Source organism: Tengunoibacter tsumagoiensis (genome assembly GCF_003967535.1).
Lineage (GTDB): Bacteria > Chloroflexota > Ktedonobacteria > Ktedonobacterales > Ktedonobacteraceae > Tengunoibacter > Tengunoibacter tsumagoiensis.
On the sequence record NZ_BIFR01000001.1, the window covers coordinates 494,525 to 509,449 of the forward strand.

A 14,925-nucleotide genomic window follows, 5' to 3' on the forward strand; every position below is an offset into this window, starting at 1 on the left:
ACTCCATTTTTTACATTAATGATAGATCCATTAATCCTAAAGCTTCTCTTAACTCTCTTATACTACGAAATAAATCTGGGTCATATTGTTTTCCTTTGAAACCAGGAGCATATATGAATACCTTCTTTCTTTTTCCATTTATTTCTGGATTCATGATATCATTAGCCTCCAATTCTTTTATTTGGTCTGCCCTTACGTTAGCACCAGCCTTCTTTACTTCAATTATATAGTCACTAGTTTCAATATCAATCTCACCAATACTCCCACCTGGACCAAATTTCACCTCAAAACCAGTCACCTTCTCAATAATACTCGTAGCAACTTTTCCTTCGTGTTTTACTGAATCTTCGCCTGAAAAAAGTGCAGAAATGATTCCATGATCTTTATCAAATAAAAGGTCATGAATTTGCTGCTTGGTCATTCCATTCTGATCAGTACCATTTTTATCTGCTGCTTCCAGGCGCTCAAGAACAGCCTCCAATCGATTTAACTGCCCACTATGACCTTCTTCATCTTTTGTCATAGTACCTAACATCGAATTAATCTCACTTTCACTCAATCCTTGATCTTGAAGTTGTTGATAAAGTCCACTAGCTTTTGCTTTTAATGTAGCATCCAGAACTTCAGGCAAAGTCTGGTCATTTGCTGCCAGAATAGCTCTTATCTGTTCGTCTGTATAATTCTCATCTTTGAGTTTTTGATATTCTTCCGAGGTCATACCATCAGCAATGTGCTTAAGAAGAGCAGCTAAACCAAATTTCAATGCATTATTGTAATTATCAGCACCCTTGCCTTTATAGCTGCTCTTATTTTTAAGTAGAGCTTTAATAATTTTTTCAACTTCGTCTTTAGAATACCCCATCTCAAAAAGTTCTTTAATGTACTCAGCATCTATATTCGAATACTTTTTTGCAAGGTCATCGATGTCATTCTGATCGGTCTGGGTCAGGGCGTGCAGGATAGGAACGGTTGGGTTAAGCTGGTCATGGGCAATCTGGGTGGTAGGGGCTTCGGGCTTCTGGGGTAAGGAGGGAAGTGGAGTGCTTGCTAAAATATCAAGTTGCGATTTCCAGGATAGATATGAGGCAAGGATAATGCCAATCAACGTCATGACGACGCCAAGCATTGCAATGCCAATCTTAATGCCCAGTCCGATTGAAGCACCATCAGTGATGGGGTCAACTCCTCCCTGGGCGGCATCTGCAACCAATAGGCCTACTTCGACTTCTACCTCTGTACTCTCAGCAGCTGCTGCTGCGACTACTGGTGGAGTGGCGTCCAGTACAGCTACTGCCATGGCAGCTGAAGCTGATCCAATTGTACTTATAGTTGGGCCACCGCTACCAGTGTGCGGTATAGATATAGAATTGTTATAAACGTTTCCCGAGACAGAGTTTTCGATTGCGACATATTTGTTTACTAGATCCATCATGGCCGTGGCACCCTCACCTTGAAAACCTTTAGGACCGCTGGTGAGGGCTGAAAAAGTCTTTTGGAAGTCTTTGACGGCATCTTGATGAGTAGTATCCAGGACCAATAGGGTTGATTGAATCTCTTTGAGAGGATCGAGTAAAAACGATAATCTGCTATCTAACCAGTTTCCAGAGCTCATCCTTGTCTCCTTCTACCATAAATACTTGTTTTAAAGCATATTTACATCACTTGATGACCATGTCCATCATCAAATCCAGTTGGTTGAAAGTTATCGCTCACGGTCTGATCGGTATTTTCCATTTGATCAGCAGTATCAAATAGTGCGGTGGCAAAATCCATCTGCCATTGATAGGAGTCACGAAGACGCTTTTCATAGGGATTGAGGACATTAAAGATAGTTCCTTGCATAAATCCAGGAAAACGCTCGACAAATTTTTTGATACTGTACCACTGAGTATTGTGCTTTGTGAGGGCCAGATCTGCATCTACAAGAATTTTAGCGGCTGCCTGGCGCATATCATCAAGTGGGTAGCTTACGACGTCGCTTTGAGGGCTTGATCCATCGTCTGCTGGATCTCGAAAGTACTTTGTCATGATCTACATCTCCTTTTGTAGGTCTTGTTAGTACTAGCTAACGAGTGAAACAATCATCAAAGGTTGGGCAACAACGACCTGGAATTGTATTTATCATGCGAGCCTACACCTCCGCTTCGGTTGTGTAGGCGGGCTCGCTATAGGCGATCTGGACCAGGGTTGGGGGCTGCTTGGGCTGGACGAGGTAGCCACGACCAGCTGGCAACTGGGTGGCTCCAATTCCGTGCATGATGCGGCCCTCCTGTGGGTCTCCACTCATGACGAGGGCGGCGGTCCCCATCTCGCGCAGACGCTGAATGGCGGATTCGAAGGCGGCTCGACTCATTCCTCCCACACGCCGCGCAATGATGACGTGAAAACCAATATCCCGGCCTGAGAGCAGGAAGTCTACGAGAGGGCCAATGGGACTGGTGCTGGGCGAATTAGAGAGTGAGTCGTAGTCATCAATAAAGAGGAAATAGTGCCGACCACTCCAGCGTTGTACGGTACGTAGCTTGTTTAAAGGCTGATCAGCACCAGTCTTCATGCGTTTCTGGAGGTCAACCTGGAAGTTGCCAAGGCATTCGGCCAGCGTCTGCGGATTATACACATAGGTGAGCAGATGCTTGCTATCAACAAAGTCGACCAGCATTTTGCGATAGTCGATGATCGCAAATTTGACCTGGTCGGGCGTGTAGCGCTGTTCAATGCCACGCATCCAGGTTCGCAAAAGGGTGGTCTTGCCACTCTCGGAGTCGCCTAGAATCATAAAGTGTGGCCCTCCACCAATAAGGTCGATGGAGATGGGGTCGAGGCGAAATTCTTCGAGTCCCAGGGGAATACCTGCTGGCTGCTCAGCAGATGGCTCTGGCAGTTCCTGAATTTTGACCAGAGGCGGCAAGAGTCGGATTGGTGGCGCAACCTCGCCTTTCCAGTCTGCACGCACACGCTCAATAAACGCTTCCAGAGCCTGCTGAGCGGCTCCGACCTGGACAAGATTCTCGGTGGCAATGCTTTCAACCAGCGGGAGCGCGACCTGATACTGAAGCTTCTCTTTGTTAATGCCACGGCCAGGTACGCCGACTGGAATGGTCTGTGCGGTCGCTTTACCAAATTCGGAGTCTGAAGGGTCGTTGAGCCGTAGCTCCAGACGGGTGCCAATGTTGTCGCGCAACTTGGTGCGGATCTCGGCCCACCGATTTGTGGCCAGGATAATATGGACGCCATACGTCAGACCATTGGCGATAAGTTCGGCAATCTCAGTCTCCATATCAAATTCCTGCACAAAGAGGGCAAAGTTATCAATAATGAGGAAGACGTCACCAAATGGGATCTCGCTCAGTTCACCCGCCTGCCGTCTGGTGCGGAAGGTGTTCATGCTGTCAATGCTATGCTCGCGAAAAAGAAATTCACGATCTTCAATGATCTTGCGCATCTGACGGATGACACGGCGTACTTTATCTCGATCAGATTTACCGCAGACGACTCCCACATGCGGAGCTGCTTCAAAGACACGCAAGAGACCTCCGCCCAGGTCAATACAGTAGAGTTGCACATCCCTGGGAGTGTGTGTAAGCATAAAAGAGGTAACGAGCGTCCGCAAAAAGGTACTCTTGCCAGTTTGTGGAGCCCCAACCAGTGCCAGATGGCCACCAGAGCCGGAGAAATCTAACCAGAGTGGTTCTTGAGCCTGAAGCAGAGGCAGATCCAGTAATCCCAATGGAACGTTCAGCAGTCCAAAGGGGGCATTTGTGCCACGGCCCTCTAAACGATCCAGCACCTCGTACAGAGGCAGGGCTTTGCTCAAAGGGGGCAGCCAGACTTGATGGACGCTCTGAGCCTGTTGTAAGGTCTGCGAGGCCGCAAGACGACCAATCACTACGTCCATCTCGGTATGGAGATCGCTTGGCTCCTCGGCCATGATGGCGGTGGCAATGCTGGAAATTGCGACCTGAGGCTGGTGTTTGACCAGTTTGCCGGTTGCTGTAAAGTCGCGAATACGAGTGAGAGGCGAGGCCTGTTCTCGTACTGGGACAAACGGAAGCGAGATCAGGGCCGTCTTAAACATATGATAGGTATCAGTATCGACTTTAAAGTAGCCAATACCAGGTGCGGAGGGCAGATAATAGGCATCGGGCTTGCCCAGCACTGAACTGCTTTCAGAGGCGCTAAAGGTCCGTAGACAGATGCGATAGCGCAGGTGGCCTTCCAGACCACGAATACGTCCCTCTTCAATACGCTGTGTGGCAAAGAGCAGGTGAATGCCCAGGCTCCGTCCCACACGCCCCATAGTGACAAACAGATCCAGAAAATCGGGCCGATTGGCAATTAACTCAGCAAACTCGTCGGCAATGATGACCAGATGCGGCATGGGTTCCATGTCAGGAGTCAGACGCCATTTGGCCTGATATTGCTTGATATTGTCTAGATTGCCAGCCTCATGAAGCATGCGCTGGCGGCGCTGCTGCTCACCCAGGAGCGAATTATAGACGCGATCAACCAGCGTAAGGTCACCTTGCAGGTTTGTGATAATGCCTGCAACATGCGGCAGGGCGGCAAAGTCCGCAAACGAGGCACCACCTTTAAAGTCGATCAAGACAAAATTGACCATCTGAGGATCATGCGTAACCGCCAGACTAATAATCATCGTACGCAAGAGCTCGCTCTTGCCTGAGCCAGTGGCTCCCACGACCAGACCATGGGGGCCCATGCCTTTGTCCGCAGCCTCTTTCAAGTCCAGGATGAGAGGCTCGCCATCGGCCCGCACTCCTAAAGGCACGCGCAGAAGATCTGCTCGCTCGCGCGGCTTCCAGCTATCTCTGGCATGAAGCGTATCAGCCGAGGGGAATTTCAGCAGGTCAAGCAGACGTACATCACGTGCCAGATCTTGTTGAGCATTGGCCTCACCCAGACTGAGCGGAGCCAGGCTACGCGCAATCTGCTCACAGATCCTTCGTTCGATTGTATCAGGAAGCAGACTCTCAAGGCGGCGACCACCCAGATGGAGCTCTTCATAATTTAAGCGTCCCACGGAAGAGATTGAGAGACGAGCATGGACCTGCGCTGGCTCATGGCTGATCTCATCCACCAGACAGATGACGGTTACCCCCAACCGAGCAGCATCCTGCAAAATATCATCCAGCTCGACAATCTGTGCCAGCGGACCATGAGGGAGAAAACCATCAATCGCCAGAATAATATGTGGTCTGGTAACATCGCTCAATTTTAGTTGCTGGCTCTTCTCCCTATCTTCAAGAAGACGGCGGCGGCGATCCAGTTCGGGCTTAATCTGCTGCTGCAATAGATCGCGGAGCTCTTCAGTCGAGTTCGCCAGCAGACAGAGCGGGTCAGGTGCATTCTTCTTCTCGGCCTTAATCTGACGCAGGCGGCGTACATGCGGAGCCCACTTTAACCAGCTCCATTGACGCGTCGCCAGCACTGGAAAATAGGCCAGGCAGCGCACATCTTCAGGAGATTGAAAAGCCAGAATCTGGCAGATGATTGCATGCAGCAATGAGCGCGTGCGCGCACGCTCGCCACAGATAGTCAGTACACCAACGTTCCGCAGAGCAATTGAAGCTGGCATATCATCAAGATAGAGATATTCATTGACCAGCGAATCTGCCAGCGCCTTCAACTCAGGCATATATTGCACCATTGGATTCGGATCAACCCCTACCATGACCCTACTCACAAGCGGAACTGGCCCCAGACCAATCCTCACGTCCAGAAAATCCGCATCCTCTGGCCTGCGCTCCCAGAGGTAGAGCCGTTCATGCACCTGCTGTGCCAGTTGCGGATACGGCGGATAGAGCCGCGTACTCACCTGCCGCTGGCGTGTTTCAATCGTGCGGAGGCGCGTCCGCGATTGCGCAAGATACGAACAATAGAGCTCGCTATTCTGCTTCGTCTGCCTCTTCTGAGTTGAGCGCCGTACAATCCCCATCCCAATGCCACCGCCGATTGAGCAGATCATCATGGTCACACCAGCAACGATCATAAGCGGATTACTGCGATAGGCAAACATAAAGACCATTGAGCCCATACTCCCAACAACCGGCATCAGAAACTGCATCCAGTTGGCAAAGCCACTCTGAGCTGGGACAAGCATCGGCGGAGCGAGGATCACAATCTGCTCTGATGGCAAAACTTCCGTATAGGCCCTGGCAGGCCGATAAAATTTGGTTCCATGCATATAAACACGTGTCTCCTATTTAGAGCTCCTCTTTACTCCAACGCACGCCAATTCCTCCTGTACCCGGCCCCGGCGCGATCTGACGCGGCGAAAAAGATCGTTCTGGTTGCTGAACCTTCCGTAGGGCTTGCTGATCCATGAGTTGCAACACAGCTCCATCGACAATACCTGACCCGATCAGCGTCTGCGCTTTCGACAAAATAGTGGAGGAGAGAGGAAGATAAAGAGACCATGCCGAGAGATCCTGCGCCAGCCCATCTGGAAAACACAGCTCGATCAAAAAAGGGAGAAGGTCATAAATAGGAAGGTCACCAGGAAGTTCTAGATCATAGGATTTCTGTGGACCGGCAATAGTGACAAGTAAAGTTTGCATAATAACTGCTCAATCATTGATGAAGATGCATACCTGATAAATAACTATAAGCTCCATTCTCCTCAACAAGAGAGAGGGTCGCCCTTCTCCGTCTCAGATGGAGGGGAGGAAGCTGCTTACCAGTCTATCTGGCAACACATAGCTGGAACGGATTACCTGTATCAGCAAACAAGCAGCATCTCTACCAGAGAGCATATATTCATCAGATGAGCGTAGGATAGAGAAGCCACTTGCCTGCTTCAATCTCGTCACAAAGGCGGAAGTTAGCCCTGGAAGCCGCTGAAGGCGCGCTTTACATCCTGGTCAACATCCTGATACAGCGTATTGCTGCCCTTTACATTTTTGCTGATCTCAACAAGAGTCTGATTCAGGCTATTGACATCGGTATGCCATTTCCCCATGACAGTGGTAAAGCTCTCGTTACCCTGACCAACCCACTGGTCAGCCAATCCCTGTACAGTATTTTCAACAGCTTTAAGAGCAGCCTCGAGATCCTGTACGCGCTGATCAAATGCAGCCGCAGCTCCAGTCAGTTCTCCGTGTACAACCTTTAAGTAACCGTCAGCCATTTTTTAATCACCTTTCTGAATAACTTGTAAAAGGATTCTTAATCACAATACAGTATCATGCGCCATCTCATAGCAGGTATGATGTTAAAACCATTGAAACAACAATGTAAGGCATACGCCTTTTCACTTCTATAATGTACACCACTCATCGAAAAATAGCAATGAGTCTATATGAAAGATGCAATAAGGTTCATTGACCATGTACCAAAGTCTGGACACTGCTCTAGTGTTTGAGCGTGCCAGACTTGATCGAACAGCTCTAGCAGAGAGGGATGCATAAGCTGTAAGGTCTCACGTACGATCTTCCAGCGCGGTTGCTCCTGCCGCTGTAATTCGGCAGGAGCAAAGAGGGATTCCGAGCCATCGGGTGTCCGGGCGCGTACTGCGGGATTCCACCAGGTAAGCATTTCGGTGAGCAGGATTGCCCCTGCGAAGCGATCGCCTTCAGGACGATATTGACCGCGTTCGTCGAGGTGGGGATGCTGATATCCGGGTGAGCCCCGGCTGCGCTTCTTCGGTGGCTTTACGCCACGGATATAGAGCGCATCCAGATCGATCAGTTGCACCTGCCTGAGATCTGGACTTAAAATGACATTGCTGCCAGCGATATCTGTATGAGCAAGAGCCCGATCCTCTAAATACCAGAGTACCTGGGCCATCGCTATGGCCAGATACCGGGCTTTACTCTGCGTATAGAGAGCGCTCCCGATGGGGTCTAACATCAGGCCCGACCAGGTGCGCCCCTCGATCCATGGCATCAACACCGCATATTCAAGATCAGGATAACGGCGCAGGAGCTCAGGGAAGTGCTTCGCTGTCAGGCAGACCCGCTGCGCAAGAAAGAGTCCAGGCGCGTTGATCTGTTGTGCGAGACAGCGCGTCACTTCCAGGCTGTAGGCATCCCGATAGGCTCGCTTCATAACCTTCAAAGCATAAAAGGTTTTATTCGCAAGGTGCTGAATCTTATATACAAAGGCCTCACCACCTTCAATGACGAACACCTCTTCAGGATCATCTTCAAAATAAGGATGGGGTAAAAATTGATAGAATGCTGAGCCAATCGGCAGCAACTTCTTTGTCGTAGGCTGGAATGTACTCACGAGAGTAATCCTTCTTCTGGTCTGATCGATTGCCATTGCAGATCAATGGCCGTCATATCATCACTCCCTGGCAGAGTGAGCAATTGCTGGGCCTGCTCTTTCCACTGCTCATCATCCAGAGCAGGAATCTGCTTCCCAAGCTGATCCAGGCCATCCGTATACACAATCAAACGTTCAAGATTGGGTAGAGCAAGCTTCCAGGTTAGAAGTTCTCCTCGACAGCCGTTAAGGGTCGACCAGCGCCCATGACGATCATTGGTCTCCCCTAGAACGATATATTGTTCTGAAGTCACAAATAAGCGGGCAGTAACATTACCCATCCAGCAGAAGAGGGCCTGCCCCATCTGCCCTTGCTCAGAAGAGGGGCCTTCATAATCGATTCGGCCACATAGGAAGACCGCCTCGCTGCCATATGTCTCACAGAGCTCTTCCAGCACCTCACGGACTAGAGTCGGAGTATCATGTGGAATCGTCAGGCGCACCAGCTGCTTCTGAGCCTCTCCTGCCAGACGCGTTAATTGACTGCGCAGTTCCTCTTTGAGCTCTTGAGGAGCCTGCTCTAGAGATGAAAGGCCCTGTAGCCATTTCACAAGATAACGAGCCAGACAGTAGGCTGCAAAATCGCCCTTATAGGAGCTGCTCACCCCATCGCAGACACAGAAACTTACGGAGCCCCCATCCTTATAGTAGACAATACGGGCATAGTCTTGACTGGGCAGAGCCTGCTCCTGGGCCTCGCGGCTCCGGAAAGAGAGCAAACGCGCCACGACCGAGGAGGTCAGCGGCATCCGTGTAAAATGATCTTCCCCCTGGTCCGTTTCCAGGATTGAGGAGCCAGAGAACGGCTGGTCCTGCGGCATAAAGAGCCTCTCTTTCCGAACTATTTCAATTGCGTCGCCGAAGAGACAGCAAAGGCCAGGCGTACCAGATCGGTATGAACCCCAGGAAAGAAGAGTGTTGCTCCGCTCTGCAAGTGGTACCCATAGTTGTTAATATTCTGACGATAGGTCTCTGGTAGGGGAGAAGAGAGATGAAAGAGCAGCCGGGCATAGTCATTCGTCAGTTGACCTGGCTTGAGCACTCCACCCCAGTTCCGCCAATCACCTACCGGAAGACGCAGCATCTTATCTGCAACATAGACGTTTTCGATCAAGACTGGCCCATCATTGACAGCCATCGATTGAATGCGCCGAATAATCGGTGAGGGGTCACTCTCTGTAAAGAGAGCATCTGTTAGATGACAGACCAGCGGAGCTGGACTCGACTGGAATTTAGGCAGATTATTCTGTAACAGCGTCTCGACCGCAGCAAAGCCCGCACTCGTATCAGTCTCACCACCAGCAGTGAGCACTGGCGTCCCTTCCCGCACAAGATCCGGAAGATCTCGTATTCCTCCAAGAACGTCCACGACTTCAGTACTATAAGCCAGAATAGCTACTTTATATCTGCGCTGCACAATGCCATCACGCATTGAACGGCGCACCATATCTTTTAAAACATCGCGGAGAGCTCGATTGACAAGCTCAATCCTGGTCATTGACCCGCAGGGATCGTTCATCGAATGACTGGCGTCGATCAAATAAATAATCAGGGCAGGGGTCAGCGATGTCGCTGGCTGCGTATACAATGTATTATTCACTAGTAGCCCCCATTTTGGATGCACTATACCGTCTGTCTAGATAAGTGTGCTTACCATTGATCCAAATACCATCTATCCAGATAAGTATGCTTACCATTGATCCAACTGTTCTTCATAGCAAATTGAATAGAGTGCCATACACCCTCATAATCCCAACAAATAAGCTATAGAAATTTTATAGCGATATAATCGTACTACTTGAATAAGCATACCACACTCTGTTATACTTTCAGTCGTGATGTTTGTCAAATACAGCATGACTCAGTACTTCTAGGAGGCGACCTATGAATGTTCCACGAGTCTTTGTTAGCTACTACCCACCACGAGAACCCAATTTAGAGCAGCAGCTGGTACAACAGCTCATCGCTGATCTACGGGCCGCTGGTGCTGAGGTGATAGTTGATGGAGGCCGCGATACAGATGAAGAATTTTTTCAGTTTATTGCTCGTGAGCTACCAACCTGTCAGTGGGTTTTCTTTGTACAGACGCTGGAAACGCTGCAAGCGCCTCGTACGCGCATGCTCTTCAGCGCAGGGCTTAAGCTCAAAGATCAGCAAGGGCTACAGGGCTTACTTCGCATCATCCCTTCAGCCACTGAGACCGTTCCAGCTCCCCCTGAATGGGCTGACCTTACTACCTATAATCTGGGCCAGGACTACCCAAAAGTACTCGAACGATTATTATTCACTTTAACGCAAGGCTCCACTGGCGAATTGTCCGTCAACGAGATAGCCCCGGCCACACCAGCTCTTCCCATTAAGCGTGTCAGTCATTTTAGCTCACCACCACCCAGTTACGATCGACCTCTGGCTCCTCCACCCCGGCTGCTTAAATTTAAAGATATGCAATATGCCATCAGCCAGAGGACAAAATGGATCTTATTAGTTACCATTTCTAGCCTTGCCATCTTCGTTCTGATTTTCTCGATTGTCTATAACTTACTTCATCAGCCACAGTCACCTAATCCTGTTGTTGGCTATGCTTACTTTACGAGCTCTGAACTCTTTGATGATTCTGGTACTAAAGGGGTCTGTGATGGCATTACGGTTATCCTCAATAATCTGAATCCACCCTCCTCTTCCAATAACTATTATGCCTGGCTTCTTCCAGATAATGCCCATAGTGAAGCAAATGTATTATCAATCGGCACATTGACGTATAAAAATGGTATTGCACAATTAACCTATAGTAGTCCAGTCCACGATAATCTCTTGAACCATAGCCGACTGCTGGTGACGGAGGAGAGCAACACGGTCACACCCAGCAATCCATCGCCGGATAAAGGAACCTGGCGCTTTACAGCTGAGATTCCTCAGAGTGCTAATTCCAGTATGGATATGTCAGGCAATAATGCTTCGATGGACATGTCCAGTGCTACACAGATTGACCATATGCGCCATCTCCTATATGGTGATCCTGTTCTAAAAAAACTCAACCTCCAGGGCGGCTCAACCTACTGGTTCCGTCGCAACACCATGCATATCATGCAGTTAGCCAAAGATTCACGCGACACGCCCAATTATTCGCAAACCAATGCTGTAAAGATTCTTGATTATATCGATGGTTCGCAATATGTACAGCCTGATGTGCCGCAGGGAACACCTCTTCTCGCTGATCCCCATGCATCACAGGTGGGTCTCTTGACGCGCGACCAGGAACATGCCCAACCGCAGGGCTATGTCAATTATCTAGGGGTCCACCTCAATGGCCTGATCAATACACCTGGCACAACCAATGACGAACGTAAACAGGTCTTCCAGATTAATTCGGCATTGAGTCAGACAGAAGCACAGCTCAATACTATACGCCAGGACGCTATTAAGCTGGCAAACCGAACTGATGATTCTAATACGTTGAACGATCTTTACGCCAATAGTATGAATATGTATTATGGCGCCTTTGATCCTGTTAGCGGCAATCGCCAGGGAGGCGCGATCTGGATCTATGATCATATTCAACATCTGGCACTCTTCACCGTCACAAAATATGGAGCTTAATCTATGTATCTATGGAGTTAACGCTTCTTATCGTCCTTCTCTCTATACAATTACAATCAAACAATGAGAAGGTTTCTGAAGAGAAGAGGATGTTTTCTCAATGGAAGCTGGCTTTAAATGTCTTTGAAGAGATAAGAATGTTTTCTTAATGGAAACTGACTTTAAATGTCTCTGAAGAGATGAGGATGTTTTCTTAATGGAAGCTGGCTTTAAATCTTCGCTTAGTTAAGCACCTATCTTTTCTCTTTATGGTGGAACGATCTGTCAAAAAGAAGCTGACAGATCGTTCTTTCTATAGGGAGACGTTGTTATTTCTCTCCACACCGATGAAAGGGCTTTTTTTTATTTATGTCCAGCCAATTAGAACAGAATATTTTCTTAGAGCAGGAGCAGGAAAGACGGGAGAACGAAAATGAGAATGAACGCCTGATCCTCTTTAGCGATGGTGTCATTGCCTTCGCGATTACTGTGGCGGCCATTGCTATTCGTATTCCATCAGATATCGATAAATTGTTAGATCCAAACGTCCTGACTCAGATTCTACTTCGCTGCTCAATGTACATTATTGCATTTTTAATTGTTGCAGCTTCCTGGAATGATCATCACACTATTTTTCATCACATCAAGAAGAATAATATCATCCTGGTTATTTTAAACTTTGTCTACCTGGTCTCGATTGTTGTGATCCCTATCGGGCTCTTTCTGATGGGCTCAGGGTCCGGCCTGCTCATGGCATTCAGTTCGGATAATCAAGGCATTACCAGTTTCTTACAGGATAAACAGGGGGAGATTACGGCGGATGTGATTGTGGGGGCGCTGCTCTTTGTGGGCTCTCAGTTCATTGCTGGTCTGTCTCTGGCATTGACCTGGTGGTATGCCAGTCATCAGGATCGCTTATTTGATCGATCTTTACCGGCTAAGTTTGTACGGTATACGCTGGTTCGGCTGGCTCTACATCCTGTCTCTTTTCTACTCTCTCTGATTGTGCTGATTATTCTGGCTCTCTCTAATGCAACGGTGTATGTCATGCTAGGTGGGCTGGGAATTATCATTCTCTTTCTCTTTGTGCGCTGGATCTTTCTACGTATCTACCGCAATCATCTCAATACGACGCTGGGTAGTACGGATATTGGTCGGATTCAGTTGTTTAGCGATGCTGTGTTTGGGGTTGCGATTACGATCGCGATTGCGCAGATTGAATTTCCATCATTGGGCTCGGATGTTCGGCTGGAGGATGTGAAAAATGCTGTTGAGTCGCTCAGTGGTTACTGGCCTCTGTTGCACACTTATCTCATCGGTTTTGTCATTGTGGGGATCTCGTGGCTATTGCATTATCATCTCTTCCACTTTATTCGCCGCCACGATCCTCTGCTGATTACGCTGAACTTCTGTTTTCTGCTCTCGGTGATTCTGATGTTTATTCCGATTAAGCTGTATGCAGATAATTGGGATAAGGCTCTGTTGAAGCCCGATCTCTTCTTTGGGCTCTGGCAGGTGATGGCCTCTTTCTTTCTGCTTGCCGCCTGGTTATATGCAAAATATAAAAAGCCTCATGCCAGTGCTCCACGTCTCTTAAAACGTGAGGCCGATCCTACCCGAGTGAGGCAGTTCAATATCATTATTCTCTGTAATCTGCCAATCTTTGTGATTCTGACTCTGGCGACGGTCTTTTTTACGAGTTTTATGTCTCCACGTATCTATCTTGGACTCTATCTCCTTATGCTGGGAAGCGTCTGGCTCTTTGCTCATCTGTGGACGATGACTCATCCTCAAAAGATTACGAGCCAACAGCTATCATGATGGCGTGTGCGTAAAAGCCGACGACCATCATTCATGATGGGCCCTACACATTTATGCGATAAATCACTTATGGTTGGTTATTCATGATGGTGAAAAGATGTGAGAGGGGAACAACGGCCATCATGAATGATGGGCCCTACATGTTTGTGCGATAAATCGCTTATGATGGGCGATTTATCGCGTGAGGGTGGACCTTTATTTCGCCGGGCAGAGGAGAGCTCTTTTCAAGAGCGTGTGAAGCTGACTCTCACCGTTAGCGGGTCAGTTCCAGTTCTTGCTTAAATTCATGGAGGTAGAGGCGCATGAACTCTGTCCGGCTCTGAGCCAGTTGACGACCTGTTTCGGTCTTCATGGTCTCACCAATGCGAAGCAATTTAGAGAAAAAATGGTCCAGCATATAGCGGCGATCGTCCAGGGTGTGATGCTCTCCAAAGGGGTCTTCTGGCTCATAGGGCTGCGCTTCAGCGGTGGCCAGCTGAGCACCAGTGACGGCCCAGCGCATAATGCCCAGTGCTCCTAATGCGTCCAGCCGATCAGCATCCTGCACCACATAGGCCTCAACGGTCTCGGCTTTGATGCCCCGGCTAAAACTATGAGCCAGAATGGCATGTAAGATGGCTTTCTGCTGATTATCAGGAATGGCATGGGCCTGCATGATCTCGCTAGCCAGTGTCAGCGAATGATCAACATGATGACGCTTGCTCTCGGCCTCATCCGCTGCAATGGTATGACCTAGATCATGCATCAGCGCAGCCATCCCTACGACGAAACTATCAGCCCCTTCTCGCTCAGCCAGATAAAGCGCTGTCTGATAAACACGGCTGATATGTTCCCAACCATGCGCAAGATCCACAAATTGCTTAAAACGCTTCTGCACTTCAGTATAAACCTGGGCCAGTACCTCGGCCTGATCATAGATAGCTTCCATGGCAGATTCAATACCTTCCTTAAATCGTTATATGTGAAATCAGGAAACCTGAATATAGTATGAATATAGTATACGAATTATAGCTAACCAGACTTACAAGTGAACGCTCCTGGCAAAGCACTATCAGTAATTCGCTCCAGATGGTAACAATCTTTATCTATCCCCCTTCAGGATAACAATCTTATAATTATTAACGAAATTCAATAAAGGCAGAGATCAGATCTCAAGTCTGAGCATTGCGCTATAGCTTTAAAGATAGTATAAAATAACACTATCTCGTACTCTCTGAATAAGGTATAGATAGTACTGATTTTAAT

11 protein-coding genes are annotated in these 14,925 nt (G+C 48.5%); 2 read left to right on the forward strand and 9 right to left on the reverse strand.

Features of this window, described 5'->3' with window-relative positions:
- Nucleotides 1–10 precede the first annotated feature (10 nt).
- From EL628_RS02010 to EL628_RS02045, 8 genes are all read right to left on the reverse strand, one after another.
- Nucleotides 11–1,612, reverse strand: a complete 1,602-nt coding sequence (locus EL628_RS02010) for a hypothetical protein (RefSeq protein WP_126578129.1) — start codon at nt 1,610–1,612, stop codon at nt 11–13.
- Nucleotides 1,613–1,653: 41 nt separating this feature from the next.
- Nucleotides 1,654–2,028 (reverse strand): hypothetical protein, encoded by a 375-nt coding sequence (locus tag EL628_RS02015; protein WP_126578130.1) that lies wholly within the window; start codon nt 2,026–2,028, stop codon nt 1,654–1,656.
- Nucleotides 2,029–2,131: 103 nt separating this feature from the next.
- Nucleotides 2,132–6,202: a type VII secretion protein EccCb gene (gene eccCb, locus EL628_RS02020; protein WP_126578131.1), complete on the reverse strand. Its 4,071-nt coding sequence runs from the start codon at nt 6,200–6,202 to the stop codon at nt 2,132–2,134.
- A gap of 19 nt (nt 6,203–6,221) precedes the next feature.
- Nucleotides 6,222–6,575: an EsaB/YukD family protein gene (locus EL628_RS02025; RefSeq protein WP_126578132.1), complete on the reverse strand. Its 354-nt coding sequence runs from the start codon at nt 6,573–6,575 to the stop codon at nt 6,222–6,224.
- A 263-nt stretch (nt 6,576–6,838) separates the two neighbouring features.
- Nucleotides 6,839–7,144, reverse strand: a complete 306-nt coding sequence (locus tag EL628_RS02030; RefSeq protein ID WP_126578133.1) for a WXG100 family type VII secretion target — start codon at nt 7,142–7,144, stop codon at nt 6,839–6,841.
- 167 nt (nt 7,145–7,311) lie between these two features.
- Nucleotides 7,312–8,244, reverse strand: coding sequence for a protein kinase domain-containing protein (locus tag EL628_RS02035; RefSeq protein WP_161975210.1), 933 nt, complete (start codon nt 8,242–8,244; stop codon nt 7,312–7,314).
- Entirely contained in the window at nt 8,241–9,104 is an 864-nt protein-coding gene (locus EL628_RS02040; protein WP_126578135.1) for a protein phosphatase 2C domain-containing protein, read from the reverse strand. Before EL628_RS02040 ends, EL628_RS02035 begins: the two co-directional genes overlap by 4 nt.
- 20 nt (nt 9,105–9,124) lie before the next feature.
- Nucleotides 9,125–9,883 (reverse strand): vWA domain-containing protein, encoded by a 759-nt coding sequence (locus EL628_RS02045; RefSeq protein WP_126578136.1) that lies wholly within the window; start codon nt 9,881–9,883, stop codon nt 9,125–9,127.
- Between the two features lie 284 nt (nt 9,884–10,167).
- Here EL628_RS02045 and EL628_RS02050 point away from each other — a divergent pair, with 284 nt between their 5' ends.
- Both EL628_RS02050 and EL628_RS02055 read left to right on the forward strand, forming a co-directional pair.
- Entirely contained in the window at nt 10,168–11,880 is a 1,713-nt protein-coding gene (locus EL628_RS02050) for a hypothetical protein (RefSeq protein ID WP_126578137.1), read from the forward strand.
- 348 nt (nt 11,881–12,228) lie between these two features.
- Entirely contained in the window at nt 12,229–13,680 is a 1,452-nt protein-coding gene (locus tag EL628_RS02055) for a TMEM175 family protein (protein ID WP_126578138.1), read from the forward strand.
- Between the two features lie 253 nt (nt 13,681–13,933).
- On the opposite strand, the gene EL628_RS02060 is transcribed toward EL628_RS02055, so the two are convergent.
- Nucleotides 13,934–14,608, reverse strand: a complete 675-nt coding sequence (locus tag EL628_RS02060) for an HD domain-containing protein (protein WP_126578139.1) — start codon at nt 14,606–14,608, stop codon at nt 13,934–13,936.
- Nucleotides 14,609–14,925: the final 317 nt, after the last annotated feature.